At 66.3% G+C, this 17,246-nt stretch carries 14 protein-coding genes; 4 read left to right on the forward strand and 10 right to left on the reverse strand.

What is annotated here, in order from left to right:
* Positions 1-24: 24 nt before the first annotated feature.
* Positions 25-684: a c-type cytochrome gene (locus tag C7C56_RS04660; protein ID WP_106756319.1), complete on the reverse strand. Its 660-nt coding sequence runs from the start codon at positions 682-684 to the stop codon at positions 25-27.
* Between the two features lie 176 nt (positions 685-860).
* Here C7C56_RS04660 and yihA point away from each other — a divergent pair, with 176 nt between their 5' ends.
* Positions 861-1,592 (forward strand): ribosome biogenesis GTP-binding protein YihA/YsxC, encoded by a 732-nt coding sequence (gene yihA, locus C7C56_RS04665; protein ID WP_106756320.1) that lies wholly within the window; start codon positions 861-863, stop codon positions 1,590-1,592.
* A gap of 23 nt (positions 1,593-1,615) precedes the next feature.
* Positions 1,616-2,623 (forward strand): porphobilinogen synthase, encoded by a 1,008-nt coding sequence (gene hemB, locus C7C56_RS04670; protein ID WP_106756371.1) that lies wholly within the window; start codon positions 1,616-1,618, stop codon positions 2,621-2,623.
* An 84-nt stretch (positions 2,624-2,707) separates the two neighbouring features.
* On the opposite strand, the gene C7C56_RS04675 is transcribed toward hemB, so the two are convergent.
* From C7C56_RS04675 to C7C56_RS04695, 5 genes are all read right to left on the reverse strand, one after another.
* Positions 2,708-3,598 (reverse strand): hypothetical protein, encoded by an 891-nt coding sequence (locus C7C56_RS04675; RefSeq protein WP_106756372.1) that lies wholly within the window; start codon positions 3,596-3,598, stop codon positions 2,708-2,710.
* A gap of 191 nt (positions 3,599-3,789) precedes the next feature.
* Positions 3,790-6,882 carry an efflux RND transporter permease subunit gene (locus C7C56_RS04680; protein ID WP_106756373.1) on the reverse strand — a complete coding sequence of 1,031 codons (3,093 nt, stop codon included), beginning with the start codon at positions 6,880-6,882 and terminating at the stop codon, positions 3,790-3,792.
* 10 nt (positions 6,883-6,892) lie between these two features.
* Entirely contained in the window at positions 6,893-8,110 is a 1,218-nt protein-coding gene (locus C7C56_RS04685) for an efflux RND transporter periplasmic adaptor subunit (RefSeq protein WP_106756321.1), read from the reverse strand.
* A gap of 68 nt (positions 8,111-8,178) precedes the next feature.
* Positions 8,179-9,543, reverse strand: coding sequence for an ATP-binding protein (locus C7C56_RS04690; RefSeq protein WP_106756322.1), 1,365 nt, complete (start codon positions 9,541-9,543; stop codon positions 8,179-8,181).
* Positions 9,540-10,268 carry a response regulator gene (locus C7C56_RS04695; protein ID WP_106756323.1) on the reverse strand — a complete coding sequence of 243 codons (729 nt, stop codon included), beginning with the start codon at positions 10,266-10,268 and terminating at the stop codon, positions 9,540-9,542. The genes C7C56_RS04690 and C7C56_RS04695 overlap by 4 nt, the downstream gene beginning before the upstream one ends.
* Positions 10,269-10,454: 186 nt before the next feature.
* Here C7C56_RS04695 and C7C56_RS04700 point away from each other — a divergent pair, with 186 nt between their 5' ends.
* Positions 10,455-10,979, forward strand: a complete 525-nt coding sequence (locus C7C56_RS04700) for a Spy/CpxP family protein refolding chaperone (RefSeq protein ID WP_106756324.1) — start codon at positions 10,455-10,457, stop codon at positions 10,977-10,979.
* Between the two features lie 316 nt (positions 10,980-11,295).
* Positions 11,296-11,883 carry a hypothetical protein gene (locus tag C7C56_RS04705; protein ID WP_106756325.1) on the forward strand — a complete coding sequence of 196 codons (588 nt, stop codon included), beginning with the start codon at positions 11,296-11,298 and terminating at the stop codon, positions 11,881-11,883.
* A gap of 17 nt (positions 11,884-11,900) precedes the next feature.
* Here C7C56_RS04705 and dsbD read toward each other — a convergent pair whose 3' ends face one another.
* The 4 genes from dsbD to C7C56_RS04725 form a co-directional block, all read right to left on the reverse strand.
* On the reverse strand, positions 11,901-13,703 hold the full coding sequence (dsbD, locus tag C7C56_RS04710; protein ID WP_106756326.1) for a protein-disulfide reductase DsbD: 1,803 nt from the start codon (positions 13,701-13,703) through the stop codon (positions 11,901-11,903).
* Between the two features lie 312 nt (positions 13,704-14,015).
* Positions 14,016-15,629 (reverse strand): protein kinase family protein, encoded by a 1,614-nt coding sequence (locus tag C7C56_RS04715; protein WP_106756327.1) that lies wholly within the window; start codon positions 15,627-15,629, stop codon positions 14,016-14,018.
* A gap of 4 nt (positions 15,630-15,633) precedes the next feature.
* Positions 15,634-16,365: a hypothetical protein gene (locus C7C56_RS04720; RefSeq protein ID WP_106756328.1), complete on the reverse strand. Its 732-nt coding sequence runs from the start codon at positions 16,363-16,365 to the stop codon at positions 15,634-15,636.
* Positions 16,366-16,372: 7 nt separating this feature from the next.
* The gene (locus C7C56_RS04725; protein WP_106756329.1) at positions 16,373-17,206 is read right to left on the reverse strand and encodes a hypothetical protein; all 834 of its coding nucleotides are present in this window, start codon (positions 17,204-17,206) and stop codon (positions 16,373-16,375) included.
* Positions 17,207-17,246: the final 40 nt, after the last annotated feature.

The following is a 17,246-nucleotide window of genomic DNA, read 5'->3' on the forward strand; positions in this document are numbered from 1 at the left end:
CAAGCGTATTTACTTCGCACGTACTTACTTCAAGCCGGCGACGTATTCGGCCACGGCCGACATTTCCTCGTCGGACATGCGCTTGGCCAGCGTGGTCATCTGCGCGCTGTTCTTGCGCTTTTCGCCCTTGAACAGTTGCAACTGGGCGATCGTGTAGTCCGGGTGCTGGCCGGCCAGGCGCGGGTATTGCGCCGGGATGCCGGCGCCGCTGGCGCCATGGCAGCTCGCGCAGGCGGCCACGCCGCGCTCGGCGATGCCGCCGCGGTAGATTTTCTTGCCAAGCGTGGCCAGTTCCTTGTTCTTGGCGGCGCCCTGCTTCGGGGTCTGCGCGGCCAGGTAGGCGGCGACGTCCTTCTTCTCCTGCGCCGTGAGCATCTTGGCGAAGGTGGTCATGACGGGATTGGCGCGCGCCGGCGTGGTGAAGTCGACCAGCTGCTTGTGGGTGTAGGCGGCGATCTGGCCGGCCAGCTTGGGGTTGGCGGCCATGGTCGAGTTGCCGGCGTCGCCGTGGCACGAGATGCAGGCGGCCAGGCCGCGCGCCGGGTCACCCCCGGTGTACAGGGCCGCGCCCTTCTTCGCGTCGGCAACGGCCGCGGCCGGCGCGTCGGCGGCCGACGCGAGGCCCGGGCCGGCGATGGCGGCAAGCAACAATACTTTCACAAACGATACAAAGGCACGATTCATTAAAAACACCCTGAGACTAGTCAAAAATTGGTTTTACGTAGATTTTACGTGGAAAAATAGTGCGGACGATCTTGACGGGACGCTATGGCTTTTGCGCCGCAACAATTCGCAACCCCTTATTGTACAATAGCTTCCTCGCGTTATCGCCCCCTTTTGTTGCATTTTCTGCCCATCCCATGTCCAAACTCTGGCAAGCCCGCTTCTTTACGACCGTCAACCAACTGCGCGATCTGCCCGACACGCAGGCGCCCGAGATCGCCTTCGCCGGCCGCTCGAACGCGGGAAAGTCGACCGCCATCAACATCCTGACCAACCAGAAGGGGCTCGCGTTCGCCTCCAAGACGCCGGGCCGCACCCAGCACATCAATTATTTCTCGATCGGCGGCGCGCACGTGGGCCAGCACCGCAAGGACGCCACCATCGTCGACGAGATCGAGGCGCTGCTGGTCGATTTGCCCGGCTACGGCTACGCCGAGGTGTCCGGCTCGGCCAAGCTGCACTGGCAGCGGCTGCTGGGCGACTACGTGCAGCGCCGCGAGCAGCTCGCCGCGCTGGTGCTGATCATGGATTCGCGCCGCCCGTTCACCGAACTCGACGTCCAGATGCTCGAATGGTTCGCCCCCACGGGCAAGCCGATCCATTGCATCCTGACCAAGGCCGACAAGCTCAACCGCAACGAGTCGACCAACGCCCTGCGCCAGGCGAAAATGATGCTCGAGAGCTATGTCGACGAGGACGGCAACGGCTTCCCGTTCACGGTGCAGCTGTTCTCGGCGCTCAAGCGGGTCGGCATCGACGAGGCCAACGCCAAGATCATCGACCTGCTCGGCCTGACCGACATCGCCGCGCCCGAGGGCGCCGAACTGGTCGACCCGGTCGATTCCGACCTCCCCCCGGACAACCAATAACCACGGACATGCCGAGCAAGCACATGCCAATCAACCCGCCCTTCCCCGCGCTGCGCATGCGGCGCATGCGGCGCGACCCGTTCTCGCGCGCGCTGATGCGCGAAAACACCGTCACCGCCTCCGACCTGATCTACCCGGTGTTCATCCTCGACGGCGCCGGCCAGCGCCAGCCGGTCGCCTCGATGCCCGGCGTCGAGCGCGTCTCGGTCGACCTGCTGCTCGGCGTGGCCGAGCAATGCGCCGCGCTCGGGATCCCGGCGCTGGCCCTGTTCCCGGTGATCGACGCCTCGCTCAAGACCGAGGACGGGATCGAGGCGACCAACCCGGACGGGCTGGTGCCGCGCGCGGTGCGCGCGCTCAAGGAGCGCTTCCCGGAGCTCGGCATCATCACCGACGTCGCGCTCGACCCGTTCACGACCCACGGCCAGGACGGCCTGATCGACGCCAACGGCTATGTGCTCAACGACGAGACCATCGCCATGCTGATGCGCCAGGCGCTGACCCAGGCCGAGGCCGGGGTCGACGTGGTGGCGCCGTCGGACATGATGGACGGGCGCATCGGCGCCATCCGCGGCGCGCTCGAGGGCGGGCGCTTCATCCACACCCGCATCATGGCCTACTCGGCCAAATACGCGTCGAGCTTCTACGGCCCGTTCCGCGACGCGGTCTGCTCGGCCGGCAACCTGGGCAGGAGCGACAAGAACAACTACCAGATGGATCCGGCCAACGGCGACGAGGCCCTGCGCGAGGTCGGGCTCGACATCGCCGAGGGCGCCGACATGGTGATGGTCAAGCCGGGCATGCCGTATCTGGACATCGTGCGCCGCGTCAAGGACGAGTTCAAGGTGCCGACCTTCGCCTACCAGGTCAGCGGCGAATACGCGATGCTCAAGGCGGCCGCGCAAAACGGCTGGCTCGACCACGACAAGGTCATGATGGAGGCGATGATGGCGTTCAAGCGCGCCGGCGCCGACGGCGTGCTGAGCTACTTCGCGCTCGACATCGCGCGCCTGCTCAAGGCGCGCGCCTGAGAGGCCGGGAGTCTTTCGAGCATGCCCGGTCGGCGCGCAACCGGAGGCGGCGGCGCGCCGGACCCCTGGCGCCGCGCCGGACGGCTAGCGCCGCCCGCCCCGGCGCTCGCTCGGGAACATCTCCTTGTACAGGAACGCGTGCAGGGCCTCGGTGTCCTCGACCCGCGCGCTCATGGTCACCACGCGCTGCAGGCGGTTCGAGTCCCATTCGAAATCGCCCTTCTTCTCCTTGCGGATCAGTTCGATCATCTTCTTGATGATGGCCGTCTCGATATCCTTCTCCAGGCCCACCTCGACCGTCACCTGCTGCAGCCAGCGCCGCTTGAAGTTCGGGTTCCAGCCGCGGAACTTGACGTCGGCGCTCTGGCCGGTCTGGTTGGCGATGCTGAACACCCCGCCCGTGTCGTTGCTGTCGTCGCCCACGCTGCGCCCGTTGGCGGCGGCCACGTTGGCGCGCGCGAGCCGGTTGCCGCGCTCGTTCTCGGTCTCGCCAACCTGGTCGCTGGCGGCGCCGCGCTTGGCCTTTTGCGCCGCCACGTAGGCGGCCATGTCCATGTTCTCGGGGATCGGCTCGCGCACCGGCTCGGGCGGCTTGGGCTCCTCCTTTCTGACCACCTCGACCGGCTCGGGCTTTTCGGGCGGCACGGTGATGGTGTCGGGCAATCGCCGCACCTTGGGCGGCGGGGTGTTTTTGACCGGCTTGGCCGGCTTGCTGGCGGCCACCTTCGGCTGCGGCTTGCCCAGCATCGGCGAAACGTAGGTGATGCCCCCGGCCGGCGGCGGCGCCGCCTTTTTCTCGAGCTTGCCGTTGATCAGAAACAGTACGATCAGCAGCACGTGCAGCGCGACGATCGCGGCCAGCGCCCGCTTGTTCGGTCCCTTCGGCCGGTAACTCGGCTCGTGGTCCGGCAGGGCCTGCCCACATTGCGAGCAAATGCCGTTGCCGTGCGTCGAATAGTGGGAGTGTTCGGACAAAATTGGGTGCAACTTTCTGGGCTGGTGGCGGGTCGTGGCAAGGCTCGGCAAAAACGCGGCGCAGGCCGGCAGTCTAGCCTGTTCGGGCCGGTCCTGCGCGACGCTACGCCGCGTATTCTACAAGATGGCACGCCCGGGCTTGTTACATTGTGTATCAACGGGCCGGCCCCGGCCAGCCGCCCGGTTCTAGCCTAGTGCGCCGGCGCGCGCGCCTCCAGTTGCGCGTCGGTCATCGGGCCGGTCCCGCTGTACTTGTCGAGGAACAGGTAGATCACGGGCGTGATGTACAGCGTGATCACCTGCGAGAACAGCAGCCCGCCGACCACGGCCAGGCCGAGCGGCTGGCGCAGTTCGGCGCCGGCGCCGAGCCCGAGCGCGATCGGCAGCGCCCCCATCAGGGCCGCCAGCGTGGTCATCAGGATCGGCCGGAAGCGCTGGATGCAGGCCTGCCGGATCGCATCGAACGGCGCCATGCCCTCGTTGCGCTGCGCCTGCAGCGCGAAGTCGATCATCATGATCGCGTTCTTCTTGACGATGCCGATCAGCATCAGGATGCCGATGATGGCGATCATGGTCAGGTCGAGCCCGAACAGGCGCAGCGTCAGCAGCGCGCCGACGGCCGCCGAAGGCAGCCCGGCCAGGATCGTGAGCGGGTGGATGTAGCTCTCGTAGAGCACCCCGAGCAGCACATAGATGACCCCGACCGCGGCCAGGATCAGGATCAGCTGGCTCGACTGCGAATCCTGGAACACGGCCGCGTCGCCGCCGTACTTGGCGATGACCGACGGCGGCAGCTTCATGTCCCGGGCCATCTTGTCGATGCGCGCCGTGGCCTGCCCCAGCGGCATGTTGGGCGCCAGGTTGAACGAGAGCGTGATGGCCTCGAGCTGGCCCTGGTGGTTGACCGAGGTCGGGCCGACGGTGCGCTCGACGGTGGCGAAGTTCGACACCTGCACCAGCGCGCCGCTCCCGCTGCGCACCGACAGGCGCGCCAGCGCGTCGTCGAACTGGCGGTCGGGGGCGTCGGCCTCGAGGATCACCGCGTAGCTGGCCGCCGGCGCGTAGATGGTCGAGACCTGGCGCTCGCCGAAGGCGGCGTACAGCGCGCCGCGCACGTCGGCCAGCTGGACCCCGAGCACGCTGGCCTTGTCGCGGTCGATCCTGAGGGTGGCCTGCAGGCCGCGGTTCTGCGCGTCGCTGGTGACGTCGCGGAAGGCCGGGTCGGCCCGCATCGCGTCCTGGAAGCGGGCGGCCCACTCGCCGAGCGCGTCGGCGCTGACGCTTTGCAGGGTGTACTGGTAGCGGCTCTTGCTGGGGCGCCCGCCGAGCTGCAGGTTCTGGATCGGGCTCAGGTAGACGGAGGCGCCGGGGACGGCGCGCGTGGCGCGCCGCAGGCCGTCGACCACCTCGGCCATCCCGGCGCGCTCGGCGCGCGGCCTGAGCGTGAGGAACATGCGGCCGATGTTGCCCCCGCCGCTGAACGAGGACACGTGCAGCACGCTGGGGTCGGCCTTGACCACCGCCGCCACGCGCGCCTGCAGCGCCTGCAGCGCGGCCGACGAGATGTCCTCGGAGGCCTCGACCGTGACCCGGATCTGGCCCAGGTCCTCCTCGGGGAAGAAGCCCTTCGGGATCGTCACGTACAGCACCACGGTCAGCACGAAGGTGCCCAGCGCCACCAGCAGCACCAGGTTGCGGTGCGCCAGCGCGACGTCGAGCGAGCGCTCGTAGCCGTTGCGCAGCCGCAGGAAGCCGGCCTCGAACCGGCGCGCGACGATGCCCTTCTCGCCGCCCGCGGACGCGTCGTGCGCCGGCAGCAGGCGGCTCGCGAGCATCGGCACGAGCGTGAGCGAGACCAGCGCCGACACCAGCACGGCGAGTCCGACGACGACCGCGAATTCATGGAACAGCAGCCCGATCACGCCCGGCATGAAGAAGATCGGGATGAACACGGCCACCAGCGAGACCGAGATCGAGACGATCGTGAAACTCATCTCGCGCGAGCCGACCAGCGCCGCCTGCAGCGGCTTCTTGCCCATCTCGATGTGGCGCACGATGTTCTCGAGCACCACGATGGCGTCGTCGACGACCAGCCCGACGGCGAGCGTGATGCCGAGCAGCGAGACGTTGTCGAGGCTGTAGCCGAGCCAGTACAGCAGCAGCAGCGCGCCGAGCAGCGAGATCGGCATCGTCACGGCCGGGATGAAGGTGGCGCTGGCGCGGTGCAGGAACAGGAAGATCACCAGCACCACCAGCGCGATCGTAAACAGCAGCGTCAGGTTGACGTCGTGGATCGCCTCGCGGATCGAGGCCGAGCGGTCGTTGGCGAGGTGGATCTTGATCGAGGCCGGCATCTGCGCCGAAAAGCGCGGCAGCAGCGCGCGCACGGCGTCGACCACCTGCACCGTGTTGGCGTTGGGCTGGCGCTGCACCATGATCACGATCGAGCGTTCGCCGTTGTAGCTGCCGGCGTTCTTGGTCGACTGGAAGCTGTCCTCGACCTGCGCGACGTCGCGCAGGCGCACCGGCTGGCCGTTGCGGGTGGCGACGATCAGTTCGGCGAACTCGGCCGCGTTTTTGAGTTGCTCGTTGCCCTGGATGGTCAGGGTCTGGTCCGGCCCGTCGAGGATGCCGAGCGGCGAATTCGAGTTCGCCGCCCGCACCGCCTGCGCCAGCTCGTCGTACGTGAGGTCGCGCGCGTTCATCAGGCCGGTTTTGGCGCGGATCCGCACCGCGTAGCGCTTCTGGCCGTTGACGTTGACCTGGGCCACCCCTGGCAGGGTCGACAGCGAGGGGCCGATCAGGTTCTCGGCGTAGTCGTTGAGGTCCGACAGGCTCATCGACGGCGAGGTCAGGTGGATGAACATCACCGGCGCGTCGGCCGGGTTGACCTTGCGGTACGAGGGCAGCTCGGTCATCTCCTGGGGTAGCGCGCGCTGGGCCCCGAGCAGCGCGGCCTGGACGTCGACGGCGGCCGCGTTGACGTCGATGCTGGGGTCGAATTCGAGCGTGAGCGAGGTCGAGCCGAGCGTGCTGGTCGAGGTGATCAGGCTGATCCCTGCGATGGTCGAGAACTGCTTCTCGAGCGGCAGCGCGACCGACGAGGCCATGGTCTGCGGGCTCGCGCCCGACAGATTGGCCTGGACGTTGATGACCGGCGTGTTATAGCTCGGCAGCGCCGCGACCGGGATCGCCATGTAGGCGAGGATCCCGGCCAGCACCAGGCTGAGCGACAGCAGCACCACCATCACGGGGCGCCGGATGCACAGTTCGGAGATGTTCATGCCACCCATGTCAGCGCGCCCCGCGCTGTGCGGCGGCCGGTTTGCCGGCGCCGTCGGCGGCGCCGCCGGCACCCTCGGCACCATCGGCGCCATCGGCGCCGCCCTTGCCGCCGGGCTTGCCGGCCAGTTTGACCTTGCCGCCCGGGCGCAGGTTCTGCTTGCCGTCGGTGATCACCAGCTCGCCGCCCGCCAGGCCCGACACCACCACCTCGGCGCCGAACGGGTGCACGCGCCCGACCGGCACCTGGCGCGCGCTCTGGTCGGGGTCGACCACGTACACGAAGGTGCCGCCCGGGTTGGTCACGATGGCCGTCTGCGGCAGCACCAGCGCGCCGCGGATGGTGCGCAGGGTGACGCGCGCGGTGACGTACTGCCCCGGCCACAGGCTGGCGTCGCGGTTGTCGAAGCGGGCCTTGACGCGGATCGCGCCGGCCACCGGATCGACCTGGTTGTCGATGAAGCTGAGGGTGCCGCGGGCCGTCCCGGCGCTAACCGCGACCGGCCCCGCCCGCTGCGCCGCCAGCAGGTCGGCCAGCGCCGACTCGGGCAGCGTGAAGCCGACATTGATCGGATCGAGCTGGGTGACCGTGGCCAGCGCGGTGCCGGGCTGCACCAGCGCGCCCGGATGGATGTCGATCGCGCCGACCCGGCCCTCCATCGGCGCGCGGATCGCGCCGTGGCTTTCGCCCACGCGCGCCGACTGCAGCGCGGCCTGCTCGGCCGCGAGCCCGGCGCGGGCCGCCTCGAGCTGGCTGCTCAGGGTGTCGAGCGCGCTCTGGGCGATGAATTTTTGCGCCACCAGCTCCTCGCTGCGACGCCGCTGGCGTTCGAGGTCGGCCACCGCGGCGCGCGCGCGCGCGACCTGGGCCCCGGCCTTGGCGAGCTCGGCGCGCGCGGCGCGCCCGTCGAGCGAGAACATCAACTGGCCGGTCTTGACGAACTGGCCTTCGCGGATGTGCACCCGGCTCACGGTGCTCGTCGTTTGCGGATGCAGCACCACCGTGCTGACCGGCGTCACGCTGCCGCTCGCCTGCAGCACCACCGGCACGTCGCGGCGCGCCGGCGCGACCACGCTGACGACCGTGGGCGGGCCGCCCGCGCCGCCGGCGCCGCGTCCGCCGCCAGCGCCCGGGCCCGCCGTGGCCGCGGCCTGGGGCCGCAGCAGGTAGGCGCCCGCGCCGATAAGCGCGGCGGCGCCGATGATCAATCCGATGGCCTTTTTTTGCATACGTTTTCCTGGCCGCCGGGCGGCTGCATCAAATTAAGTTGGTGCTGCGTGTTGGGTGGGCGCCGCGCTCAATCGGCCCCGTAGTACTTCGGCAGGATCAGGGTCACCTCGAGCCCGCCGTCGGGGTGGTTGGCCAGCGCGATGCTGCCGCCGTGCTGCTCGGCGATGTTGCGCGCGATGGTCAGCCCGAGTCCGGTGCCGCCCGACTCGCGCGAACGCGAGGTTTCGATCCGGTAGAACGGCTCGAACACGCGCGCCAGCTCCCCGGGCGCGATGCCGGGGCCGCTGTCGCGGATGCGCACGCGCGCCATGCCGGCCATGCGCTCGGCCGACACGCTGGCCTTGTGGCCGTACTTGACGGCGTTGTCGACCAGGTTGACGAGGCAGCGGCGCAGGGCCAGCGGGCGCCCCATCAGCGCCATCTGGGTGCGCCCCGACAGCAGCACCGGCTGGCCGGCGTCGGTGGCGTCGGCGCATACGCTGTCGAGCAGCGAGTCGAGGTCGAGCGCCTGCATCGCCTCGCCCGTGTCCATGCTGCGCGCCAGGTCGAGGCCCTCGCGCACCATCTCCTGCATCGCCGACAGGTCGCCCACCAGCCGCTCCCGCAGTTCGGGGTCGGCCACCTTCTCGAGCCGCAGGCGCAGCCGCGTGAGCGGCGTTTGCAGGTCGTGCGTGATGGCGGCGAGCATCTGGGTGCGCTGCGCGATGTGCTGGCGGATGCGCGCCTGCATCGCGTTGAAGGCGGCGCTGGCCTGGCGGATCTCGCTCGCCCCCGACAGCGCCAGCGGCGCATGGTTGATGTCGTCGCCGAGGTCCTTGGCGGCCTTGGCCAGCCGCTTGAGCGGGCGCGTGGTCATGCGCGCGACCAGGTAGGCGAGCACGCCTATGCTGAGCAGGAACAGGGCGATGATGGTGCGGTAGTCGGTGTTTTGCGCCAGCAGCGAGGGCGGCGGCGGCAGCACCCGCAGGCGCAGTTGCTCGCCGTCGCGCAGGCGCACGTCGACGCTCTCGCACACGCCGGCCCAGCGCAATTCGGTCGGCCCGAACATGCTCGCCTGGGTGCGCGGCACGTCGCACGCGGGCGGGCGCTGGGCCACCGAGACCAGCGCGTAGTCCTTGCCCAGGCGCGCGGCCAGGGTTTCGGCGAACGGCGTGCGCGCGTCGGCCGCGGGCAGTTGCTCGGCGATCTCCTCGAGCCGGATGCCGGGGCGGTTGGCCACCGCGAGGTAGGCGATGCGGCTCGACGCCGGCACCGTCTCGGCGGCAGTGATGAGCTGTTCGGCGCGGTCGAGCGCCTGCAGGTCGCGCAGCCTTTCGATCACGCGCTGGCGCTCGGCCTCGGCCAGCAACTGGGTGCCGGCGGCCGCGATCACGGTGCCCAGCATCAGGGTCAGGAACACGCGTCCCGTCATCGACCCGAAGAACGCCCTCACGCGAGCGGCTCCACGGTGACCTGGCCGGCCAGCACGTAGCCGCCGTTGCGCACCGTCTTGATGATCTGCGGCAGGCGCGCGTCCTCGCCGAGCTTCTGGCGCAGGCGGCTGATCTGGATGTCGATCGAGCGGTCGAACGGGTCGGCGTCGCGGCCCTGGGTCAGGTTCAGCAGCTGGTCGCGGTTGAGCACCCGGTTCGGGTGCTCGAGGAACACCCGCAGCAGGCGGAACTCGGCGCCCGAGAGCATGATCACGAGGCCGTCGGGGTTGAGCAGGTGGCGCGCCGTCAGGTCGAGCGTCCAGCCGGCGAAGCGCAGCTGCTGGGCGCTGTCGGACGGGGCGTTGGACGGCATCGCGTGGCTGCGCCGCAGCACGCTGCGGATGCGCGCGAGCAGCTCGCGCGGCTCGAACGGCTTGGGCAGGTAGTCGTCGGCGCCCATCTCGAGGCCGAGGATGCGGTCGAGCGGCTCGTTGCGCGCGGTCAGCATGATGACCGGCAGCGTCGAGCTCGCGCGCAGCTTGCGGCACAGGGTCAGGCCGTCGTCGCCGGGCAGGTTCAGGTCGAGCACGAGCAGGTCCGGGCGCGCCTCGTCGAGCGTTTTCCACATCGCCGTGCCGTCGCCCGCGCACAGGGTGCGGTAGCCGTTGGTCTCGAGGTAGTCGGCCAGCAGGGTGCGGATGTCGCGGTCGTCGTCGACGATCAGAATGGTAGAAGGAGTATCCATGGCGTCAATTATCGCCACTCTGGGCGGCCCTGAACAGCCCATTTGTATCGCCATGTATATTGCCATGCGGTCGAAACAACTTGATACAAACCGCTTGGTACCGGACATGCCCCCGGGACCGGCCGAGCCCATCATGTGAAGCATGTGCGGGGCGCCCTGCGCCGCATCCACGACAGAAGGAACACCATGACGACGCTTCGCAAAATCCTGGCCATCGCGATGGCCGCACTGATCATGGCCGGCTCCGGCCTGGCCGCTCATGCCCACCAGGGCGCCCACGCGGGCGGAACGGAGCCTGGCGCGCGCCACGCGCAGATGCACGGGAAGGGGGCGCACGGGAAGGGGGAGCACGGGAAGGGGGCGCGGGAAAAATGGGCGCAGCGCAAAGCCGAACGCCAGACCAGGCTGCACGACGCGCTCAAGCTGAGCGCCGCGCAGGAGCCGGCCTGGGCGGCCTACCAGGCCACGCTCAAGCGCGCCCCGCGCGACGCCGCCAAGGGCGCCGGCCACGGCCAGCGCGTGGCGCTGCCGGCCCCGGCGCGCATGGAACGCATGATCGCGCGCCAGAAGGCACGCACCATGGCGATGGAGGCGCGCCTGCCGGCCCTGGGCGCGCTGTACGCCGCGCTCAGCCCCGAACAAAAGAAAGTGTTCGACGAGCAACGCCACGGACGCGGCCAGCACGGCAAACGCCACCACGGCCGCCATTGACCGCGCGGCCGGATGGTCGGGCCGCAAGGTCCGCCAAACCGGCCGCCGGAACCGGCGCGGGATTGTGGCGCGAAATTCGGGCGCGAAATTCGGGCGCGGGGCGGGAGCGAAGGCTTCCGCCCCGCGCTTTTTGGCGTCGCCGCGACGCGCGCGCTGTTACATTTTGTGCATTTCAGTAAATATTTATGCCGCACGCCTTGCATCAAAGCGAATTCCTCGTGTACCCTCGGAAATAGCCTTTGAGCAACTTCATACTGCTTCGCGCATTGTTGCTTACCGTATAATCAAGAGGTCATTAAAAGCTTTGGGGGCGGACGTGAAAACCAGTGTGTATGACAAGACCGACAAGGGGCGCGAAGAAATCGCGACGCGCAAATACCAGGTCCCGAGCAAGCTGCGGGCGCTTTTGCTGCTGGTCGACGGCCGCCACACGCTCGAAGTGCTGCTCAAGAATGTCGCCGGGCTCGGCCTGACCCAGGAACACATGACCGAATTGCTCGAGGGCGAGTACATCGTCCTCATCAGCGGCGGGGAGGTCGAGCAGGCGCCGGCCGAACCGGTCGCGCGCCGCCTGTCGTCGGCCCGGGCCCGCGTCGGCACCCATGCCCGCGCGCCCGTGTACACCCCCAGCCCCGAAGAACTGGCCGCGCTGGCCGAGGCCGAGCGCTTCCGCGCGCTGCAGGACTTTTACAGCCAGACCGTGAAAAGCACTTTCGGCCTGCGCGGCTTCGCGCTGCAGATGAAGGTCGAGAAGGCCAGCACGGTCGACGACCTGCGCGCGCTGCGCCTGCCCTACCTCGAGGCCGTGCTCAAGGCCAAGGGCAGCGAAATGGCCTTGTCGCTGCGCGACCGGCTCGACCATCTGCTCGGCGAAAAACCCGACAGCGACGAGTTCGTCGCCTAAAAGGCTGCCGGGCTTTTCTACTTGAGTTTCTCGAGCGAGACGAGGAATTTCGCGCCGTCCTGGTAGCCGACCACGCGGCTGTCGGCGATCTCGCTCCCGGCGCCGTCGAACAGGATGATGGCCGGCGGCCCGAACAGGCCGAAGCGCTTGAGCATGGCCTTGTCGGCGGCGTCGTTGGCCGTCACGTCGACCTGCAGCAGCACCGTGCCGGCGAGCCGCGCCTTGACCGCCGGCACCACGAAGGTGAATTTTTCCATCTCCTTGCACGAGACGCACCAGTCGGCGTAGAAGTCGAGCATGACCGTCTTGCCCTTGGCCGCGGCCAGCGCGGCGTCGAGATCGGCCTCGGTCTTGACGCGCGCGAAGTCGATGCCGTGCGCCGGCGCCGGCGCGCCCATCCGCGAGAGCGGCGCCAACACGTCGCGGCTGCCGCTCGCCAGGCCCACCAGTTGCAGCGCGCCCAGCGTCGAAAACACGGCGCCCAACGCCAGTGGCTGCCATTTGCGCGGACGCATGCGCAGCAGGTAGGCGCCGTAGCCGAGCAGCAGCGCCATCCAGCCGAACATGTAGAGGGCCGGCGGAATCGCCGACACCGCCAGCCAGAGCGCCAGGCCGAGCATGACCACGCCGAAGAAGCGTTTGACCTCGACCATCCAGGCGCCGTTCTTGGGCAGCAGGCCGGCCGAAAAGCCGAGCAGCATCAGGGGGATGCTCATGCCGACGGCGAGCGCGAACAGCGCGCTGGCGCCGACCACGACGTCGCGCGACTGGCCGATGTAGACCAGCGCGGCGGCCAGCGGCGCGGCCACGCAGGGGCCGACAATGAGGGCGGAGATGGCGCCCATCGCGAACACGCCGATCAGCTTGCCCGACGAATGGCGCCCGGAAGCGCGCACCAGCAGCGTCTGGAGCGCGCTCGGCAACTGCAGCTCGTAGAGGCCGAACATCGACAGCGACAGCGCGGCGATCAGCAGGGCCACGCCGCGCAGCACCCAGGGGTCCTGCAAGGTGGCGCCGAGGCCCTCGCCGGCCAGGCCGGCCGCCACGCCGAGCACGGTGTAGACGAGGATCATGCCGGCCGAGTAGCTGGCCGACAGCGCCAGCGCGCGCCTGCGGGTGGCGCGCGCGCCCTCGCCGACGATGATGGACGACAAAATCGGCAGCATCGGCAGCACGCACGGGGTGAAGGCCAGGCCGAGCCCGAGCAGGATGAAAGCCGGAATGATGACGAGCAGTTTGCCGCCGCCGAGCACGCCGGCGATGACGCCCAGCTCCGAGGTCGGGGCGGCGCCCGCCGGCGCGGCCCCAGTTTGCGCGGCCCCAGTTTGCGCGGCGCCGGCGGCGCCGGTGTCGAGGCTGGCGCTCGCGTCCTGCGGCGAGTAGCACAAGCCCTTGTCGGCGCAGCCCTGCGAGCTCGCGGTCAGCGTGAACCGGCCGTCCTTGGGCGCCACGGCCACCGGGACCGCGATCGTGAGGCGCCCGCGGTACATCTCGACGTCCTTGTTGAAGGTCTCGTCGAATTTGATTTCGCCCTTGGGCATGACCGGCTCGCCCAGCGTGGCGCCGGCGGCGGTGAACTTGAAGCGCTCGCGGTACATGTAGTAGCCGTCGGCGATCTCGTAGTTGACCTCGACGGTCTGGGCGTCGCGCATGCGGGCCGAGAATTTGAAGGCGTCCGCCGGATCGAGGAACTCCTCCTCGGCCAGGGCCGGGGCCGAAGCGAACAGGCAGACCAGGGCGGCCAGCAGTGCCAGCGCGAGGCCGAGCCAGCGCGCGGGAATCGATGCGCGGGCCCCTGCCTGCGGTTGTGATATAGACATGACTTCCTGATGGTTGGTTGGATGTGGCCGGCGCGTGGCACGCGGCGCGCAACTGGCATGGTACACCTGCGCCAAAAAGCGCGCCTGAGGCGTGGCTTAAACGCCGATGGCGCCCAAGCTCCGCGCGGCGATGTCGTCGAAGATCGTCGCCAGCACGACCGGTGCGGATGGAGCGGGGACGCGAGTTGGGCGTGCTCAGGAGGCCGGCAGGACGGCAACACTATTGGCGCGCAAGGTGTTGTCCTCGGTGGATGTGGATACTGCGTAAGCGTCCAACTCACCAAGTACTGGCACGATCGCGCGGAACTGAGCTTATGTGAACAGCCAGTCGAAAAATTTGCCCATCAGGCCTTGTTCTGGTGGATTCTGCCTGGCCGGCTGGGGGCGCTGCTGCTGCCTTGTTGGCGTAGCTTTGGCCTGGGGCGGTTGGGTATTCCCGCTACCCTGAGCTCTCCTGAGGCTGTCCAAAATGTCTTTGTTTAGTGGGGCCGAAGCCGCCGGGATCTGGCTAGCCGGCGCCGTCGTCGGACGCCCTTTTATCTTGTCCAACGCCTCGCGGTTGGTGGCGAGGGCCTGAACGCTCTTTGTCGAGGACGGGGTCAATCTGAACTTAGCCTCGACCTCAGAGATGATCGTCATCTGACCGTTGGCAGCCACGTTGATCGACAAATGGGAGTATTTGAACCGGTTGTTCGTGTAGGGTGGCTCCATAAGTCCAACCACACTGACCCATTTTCCTACATATGAGGTGTCGGGTTTGTTGGAAATAGCCGCGAATCCCTCAGACCAAATCGCGATCTTGAATATCTTGCCTTGCCACGGGCCGAAGTTGATAAAGATGTAGGGTTGGCCGTTGCGGGCCTTGTCCAGTTTGACCTCCACGATGCGGCCAACGACCTCAACTTTGTCGCCTACGCGGTGTAGACAAAGCGCGTAGTTGTTCGCATCGAGGACGTCATAGACGCCCATGTATCCGAGCTTTGGACGGCCATCCATTGGTTTGATGGTGATTTGGAGCGTGCTGGCGGGAATATTTTTTCCTGCAAGAAAATCTTCAAGGCTGGGCGTTTTATCGAGTGGCGCCCGGCATACTGCGGCGAAGTTTTGGGCCTGCGTTGCCAGCGCTGGCTTGCGCATCAACTCGGAAAAAGCAACCGATGAAGACGGATCAATGAAGTCGCTTGCCCGGAACACAATCGCGTCGGCGTCGGAGTTTGTCTTGCCCCATAACGTGGGATCTTCGTTTAGACCTTTGAGCGCGAGCGAGAGTGCGATCAGGGAGAAACGGTCCATCGTTGGTGAGAACGGATTCTTGGCCTTCCGGTCCGGATGTTGGAAATTGATATTACCGAGTTCGGAATTACCGAGATCACGAATATCTTCAACAAACATACCATCATAGTCGATGAGCTGGATAGCGCTGGCAGCCCCCGAAATCATAATGTTACCGGGGGACATATCCCCGTGGGCGATGCGCTCCTTTTCAAGGTAGATTGATAGCGCAAGCAGCGAGGTAGGCAGGCTCGCTAGCGCTCCTTTGCGTCCATGGTTGTCCTCAAGGTACTCGCCGAGCGTCACGCCTGACGCCCATGCCATCTTAACAATGGGATAGGCGTGGCCATTAACGTTGATGCCTTTGGGCTCAAAGTTAAAGTTAAGAAAATACGTGGAGTTCAGCTGGGCGAGCCGCTTAGCGATCGCTTGGTAACGCCGCTCAAGAGATTTCGATTCCCGGTGAAAGCACCGGACCGCGTATTTTTTCTGGCCAACTTTTATGGTGTACGTGAGTGCGAAGCCCCCGCTTATTGCATGCGGCACCCCAAGGCCCGTCTTTGTGACAGTACCCTTTTTAAGTTCTGGATCCGCAAGCAGATGCTGATGGGCCGAGAAGGCATTGTTGTATTGTTCAAAGGAAGGGTAAGCCATCAGCCTACTCTTCCAAGTCAAATGCTGCTATAAGAAGCGTAGAGTCATCAATGCGCATACGTCCGGCGCGCCTTTCCTCGACAACTAGAGCAACAAGCTCTTCTTCCGTTGTCAGCGCGAGTAAACGCCCCACAGCATCGTAGTTAGATTGAGTCTGCCGTAGCATCCATTCCCCTAAGGCATCGGTCACGCAAATCAGACGTGGGGACTCCAATTCGCCTAGCTCGAAATACTTCCCGTGTGTTGTCCAAAACCCCGAACTGGATATAAAAGCGTTGTGTTCGGGCAGCGTGGCGAGCAAGGTAGGATGATCCTTGAATCGCTCAGGATCGGAATACGGCCAGCTGGAAACTAGTCTTCCGCTATCGGCTAAAACTGCGAGACTGTCGCCCACGGCAAGTACCTCGACGGTTTTATTGCCTGGGATATGCTGCACGCCGAGTAGTGTCGAGAAGCTACCGCGCTCGTAGGATGCCTGGCGCGACCATGACATTCCGGCGAAGTCATGCTGAGAAGCGTAATCAGTTAATGCGTTGTCGACCCAACCCAGTGTCACCGCGGGATCCAAGACGAATTTGTCTCCGAGAATCTGAGCCAAGACCGACGAATTGAAGGATTCGCTGGCGCCGTCACATAGTGCTAGCGTCCCTCGGTCTTCGTCAAAAGCCCAACGGTCCTCATTGATATCGCTTCCGAGGGGATCCTTCGGGCAGGTGCCCCGGAAAAGGAGCTTCATTGTCTGCTCAGCGAAGTTGGGAAGCCCTAGTACCGATGTCGAAGAAGTCGACGATCTCCGGAGCGTCCGCGTTGAACATGAACCCGCGCGACTCGCTGCCAACTATGTAGCCCTTCCCTTGGGCGACCGTGATGAGATGCTCGGGTAGTTGGCTCGACATGCGAAACAGCAATTTCGCGTAATCGTCGGGGAGTCCAGTGACACTTGACGGGAAGCGGATAGTGTCCGCTCTAAGTGAGCTTACGTGGAGGTTGAGGATTAGCACAGCGCCGTCGTTCGTACGGATCTGGCTCAGGTGGGTCGCGATTTCCTCAGGGTCGCCGTCACTGGATTCGCCATCGGTCACATGAAGGATCGTCGGTGGATAGCAGTCAGGATGAGCGTCGCACCAAGCGACGAGCTCCTCGGCTGCACGGGTCAGTCCGTCGCGCATAGGCGTACCGCCGCTTGCCTTGGGCTCAAACCAAACCGGGAATTTTACGGATGTCTCCAAAACGCCACCCGCGCCGTCATCCATTTTCTTTTTCCGGTCCTCAACCCGAACGGGATTCTGCTCAATGGCGGAAATGGGGTTAAGAACACACGCACCGAGGTTTCCAGAAAATCCGTTGCCAACGCCGTTGCCGCCGTATCCTACAACGCCAATTTCGAAGTAATCGCGCACACCCTCAGCTTTTGTGCAGCGAATGACAAGGTCCATCACGATTTTATTGAGGGCGTCTGCGACGAACTCCGCCTTACTCCGACCTGACGCCATTTTGTCGGACATCGAACCAGACTGGTCCACTACAAAAAGAAATGCTGTAGGGTGGCTGCGGGTGATTTGCGCTTCGTAGGTCATTGCCTTCTCTTTTCACTAATTTTTCGTTGTGCGTTTATTA

Source organism: Massilia glaciei, assembly GCF_003011895.2.
In the GTDB taxonomy this organism is placed as follows: domain Bacteria; phylum Pseudomonadota; class Gammaproteobacteria; order Burkholderiales; family Burkholderiaceae_D; genus Telluria_A; species Telluria_A glaciei.

What these genes read in the sequence shown, in the direction of transcription:
- C7C56_RS04660 (WP_106756319.1), bottom strand. Translation starts at nt 684, where the DNA reads ATGAATCGTGCCTTTGTATCGTTTGTGAAAGTATTGTTGCTTGCCGCC.
- yihA (WP_106756320.1), top strand. Translation starts at nt 861, where the DNA reads ATGTCCAAACTCTGGCAAGCCCGCTTCTTTACGACCGTCAACCAACTG.
- hemB (WP_106756371.1), top strand. Translation starts at nt 1,616, where the DNA reads ATGCCAATCAACCCGCCCTTCCCCGCGCTGCGCATGCGGCGCATGCGG.
- C7C56_RS04680 (WP_106756373.1), bottom strand. Translation starts at nt 6,882, where the DNA reads ATGAACATCTCCGAACTGTGCATCCGGCGCCCCGTGATGGTGGTGCTG.
- C7C56_RS04685 (WP_106756321.1), bottom strand. Translation starts at nt 8,110, where the DNA reads ATGCAAAAAAAGGCCATCGGATTGATCATCGGCGCCGCCGCGCTTATC.
- C7C56_RS04695 (WP_106756323.1), bottom strand. Translation starts at nt 10,268, where the DNA reads ATGGATACTCCTTCTACCATTCTGATCGTCGACGACGACCGCGACATC.
- C7C56_RS04700 (WP_106756324.1), top strand. Translation starts at nt 10,455, where the DNA reads ATGACGACGCTTCGCAAAATCCTGGCCATCGCGATGGCCGCACTGATC.
- dsbD (WP_106756326.1), bottom strand. Translation starts at nt 13,703, where the DNA reads ATGTCTATATCACAACCGCAGGCAGGGGCCCGCGCATCGATTCCCGCG.
- C7C56_RS04715 (WP_106756327.1), bottom strand. Translation starts at nt 15,629, where the DNA reads ATGGCTTACCCTTCCTTTGAACAATACAACAATGCCTTCTCGGCCCAT.
- C7C56_RS04720 (WP_106756328.1), bottom strand. Translation starts at nt 16,365, where the DNA reads ATGAAGCTCCTTTTCCGGGGCACCTGCCCGAAGGATCCCCTCGGAAGC.
- C7C56_RS04725 (WP_106756329.1), bottom strand. Translation starts at nt 17,206, where the DNA reads ATGACCTACGAAGCGCAAATCACCCGCAGCCACCCTACAGCATTTCTT.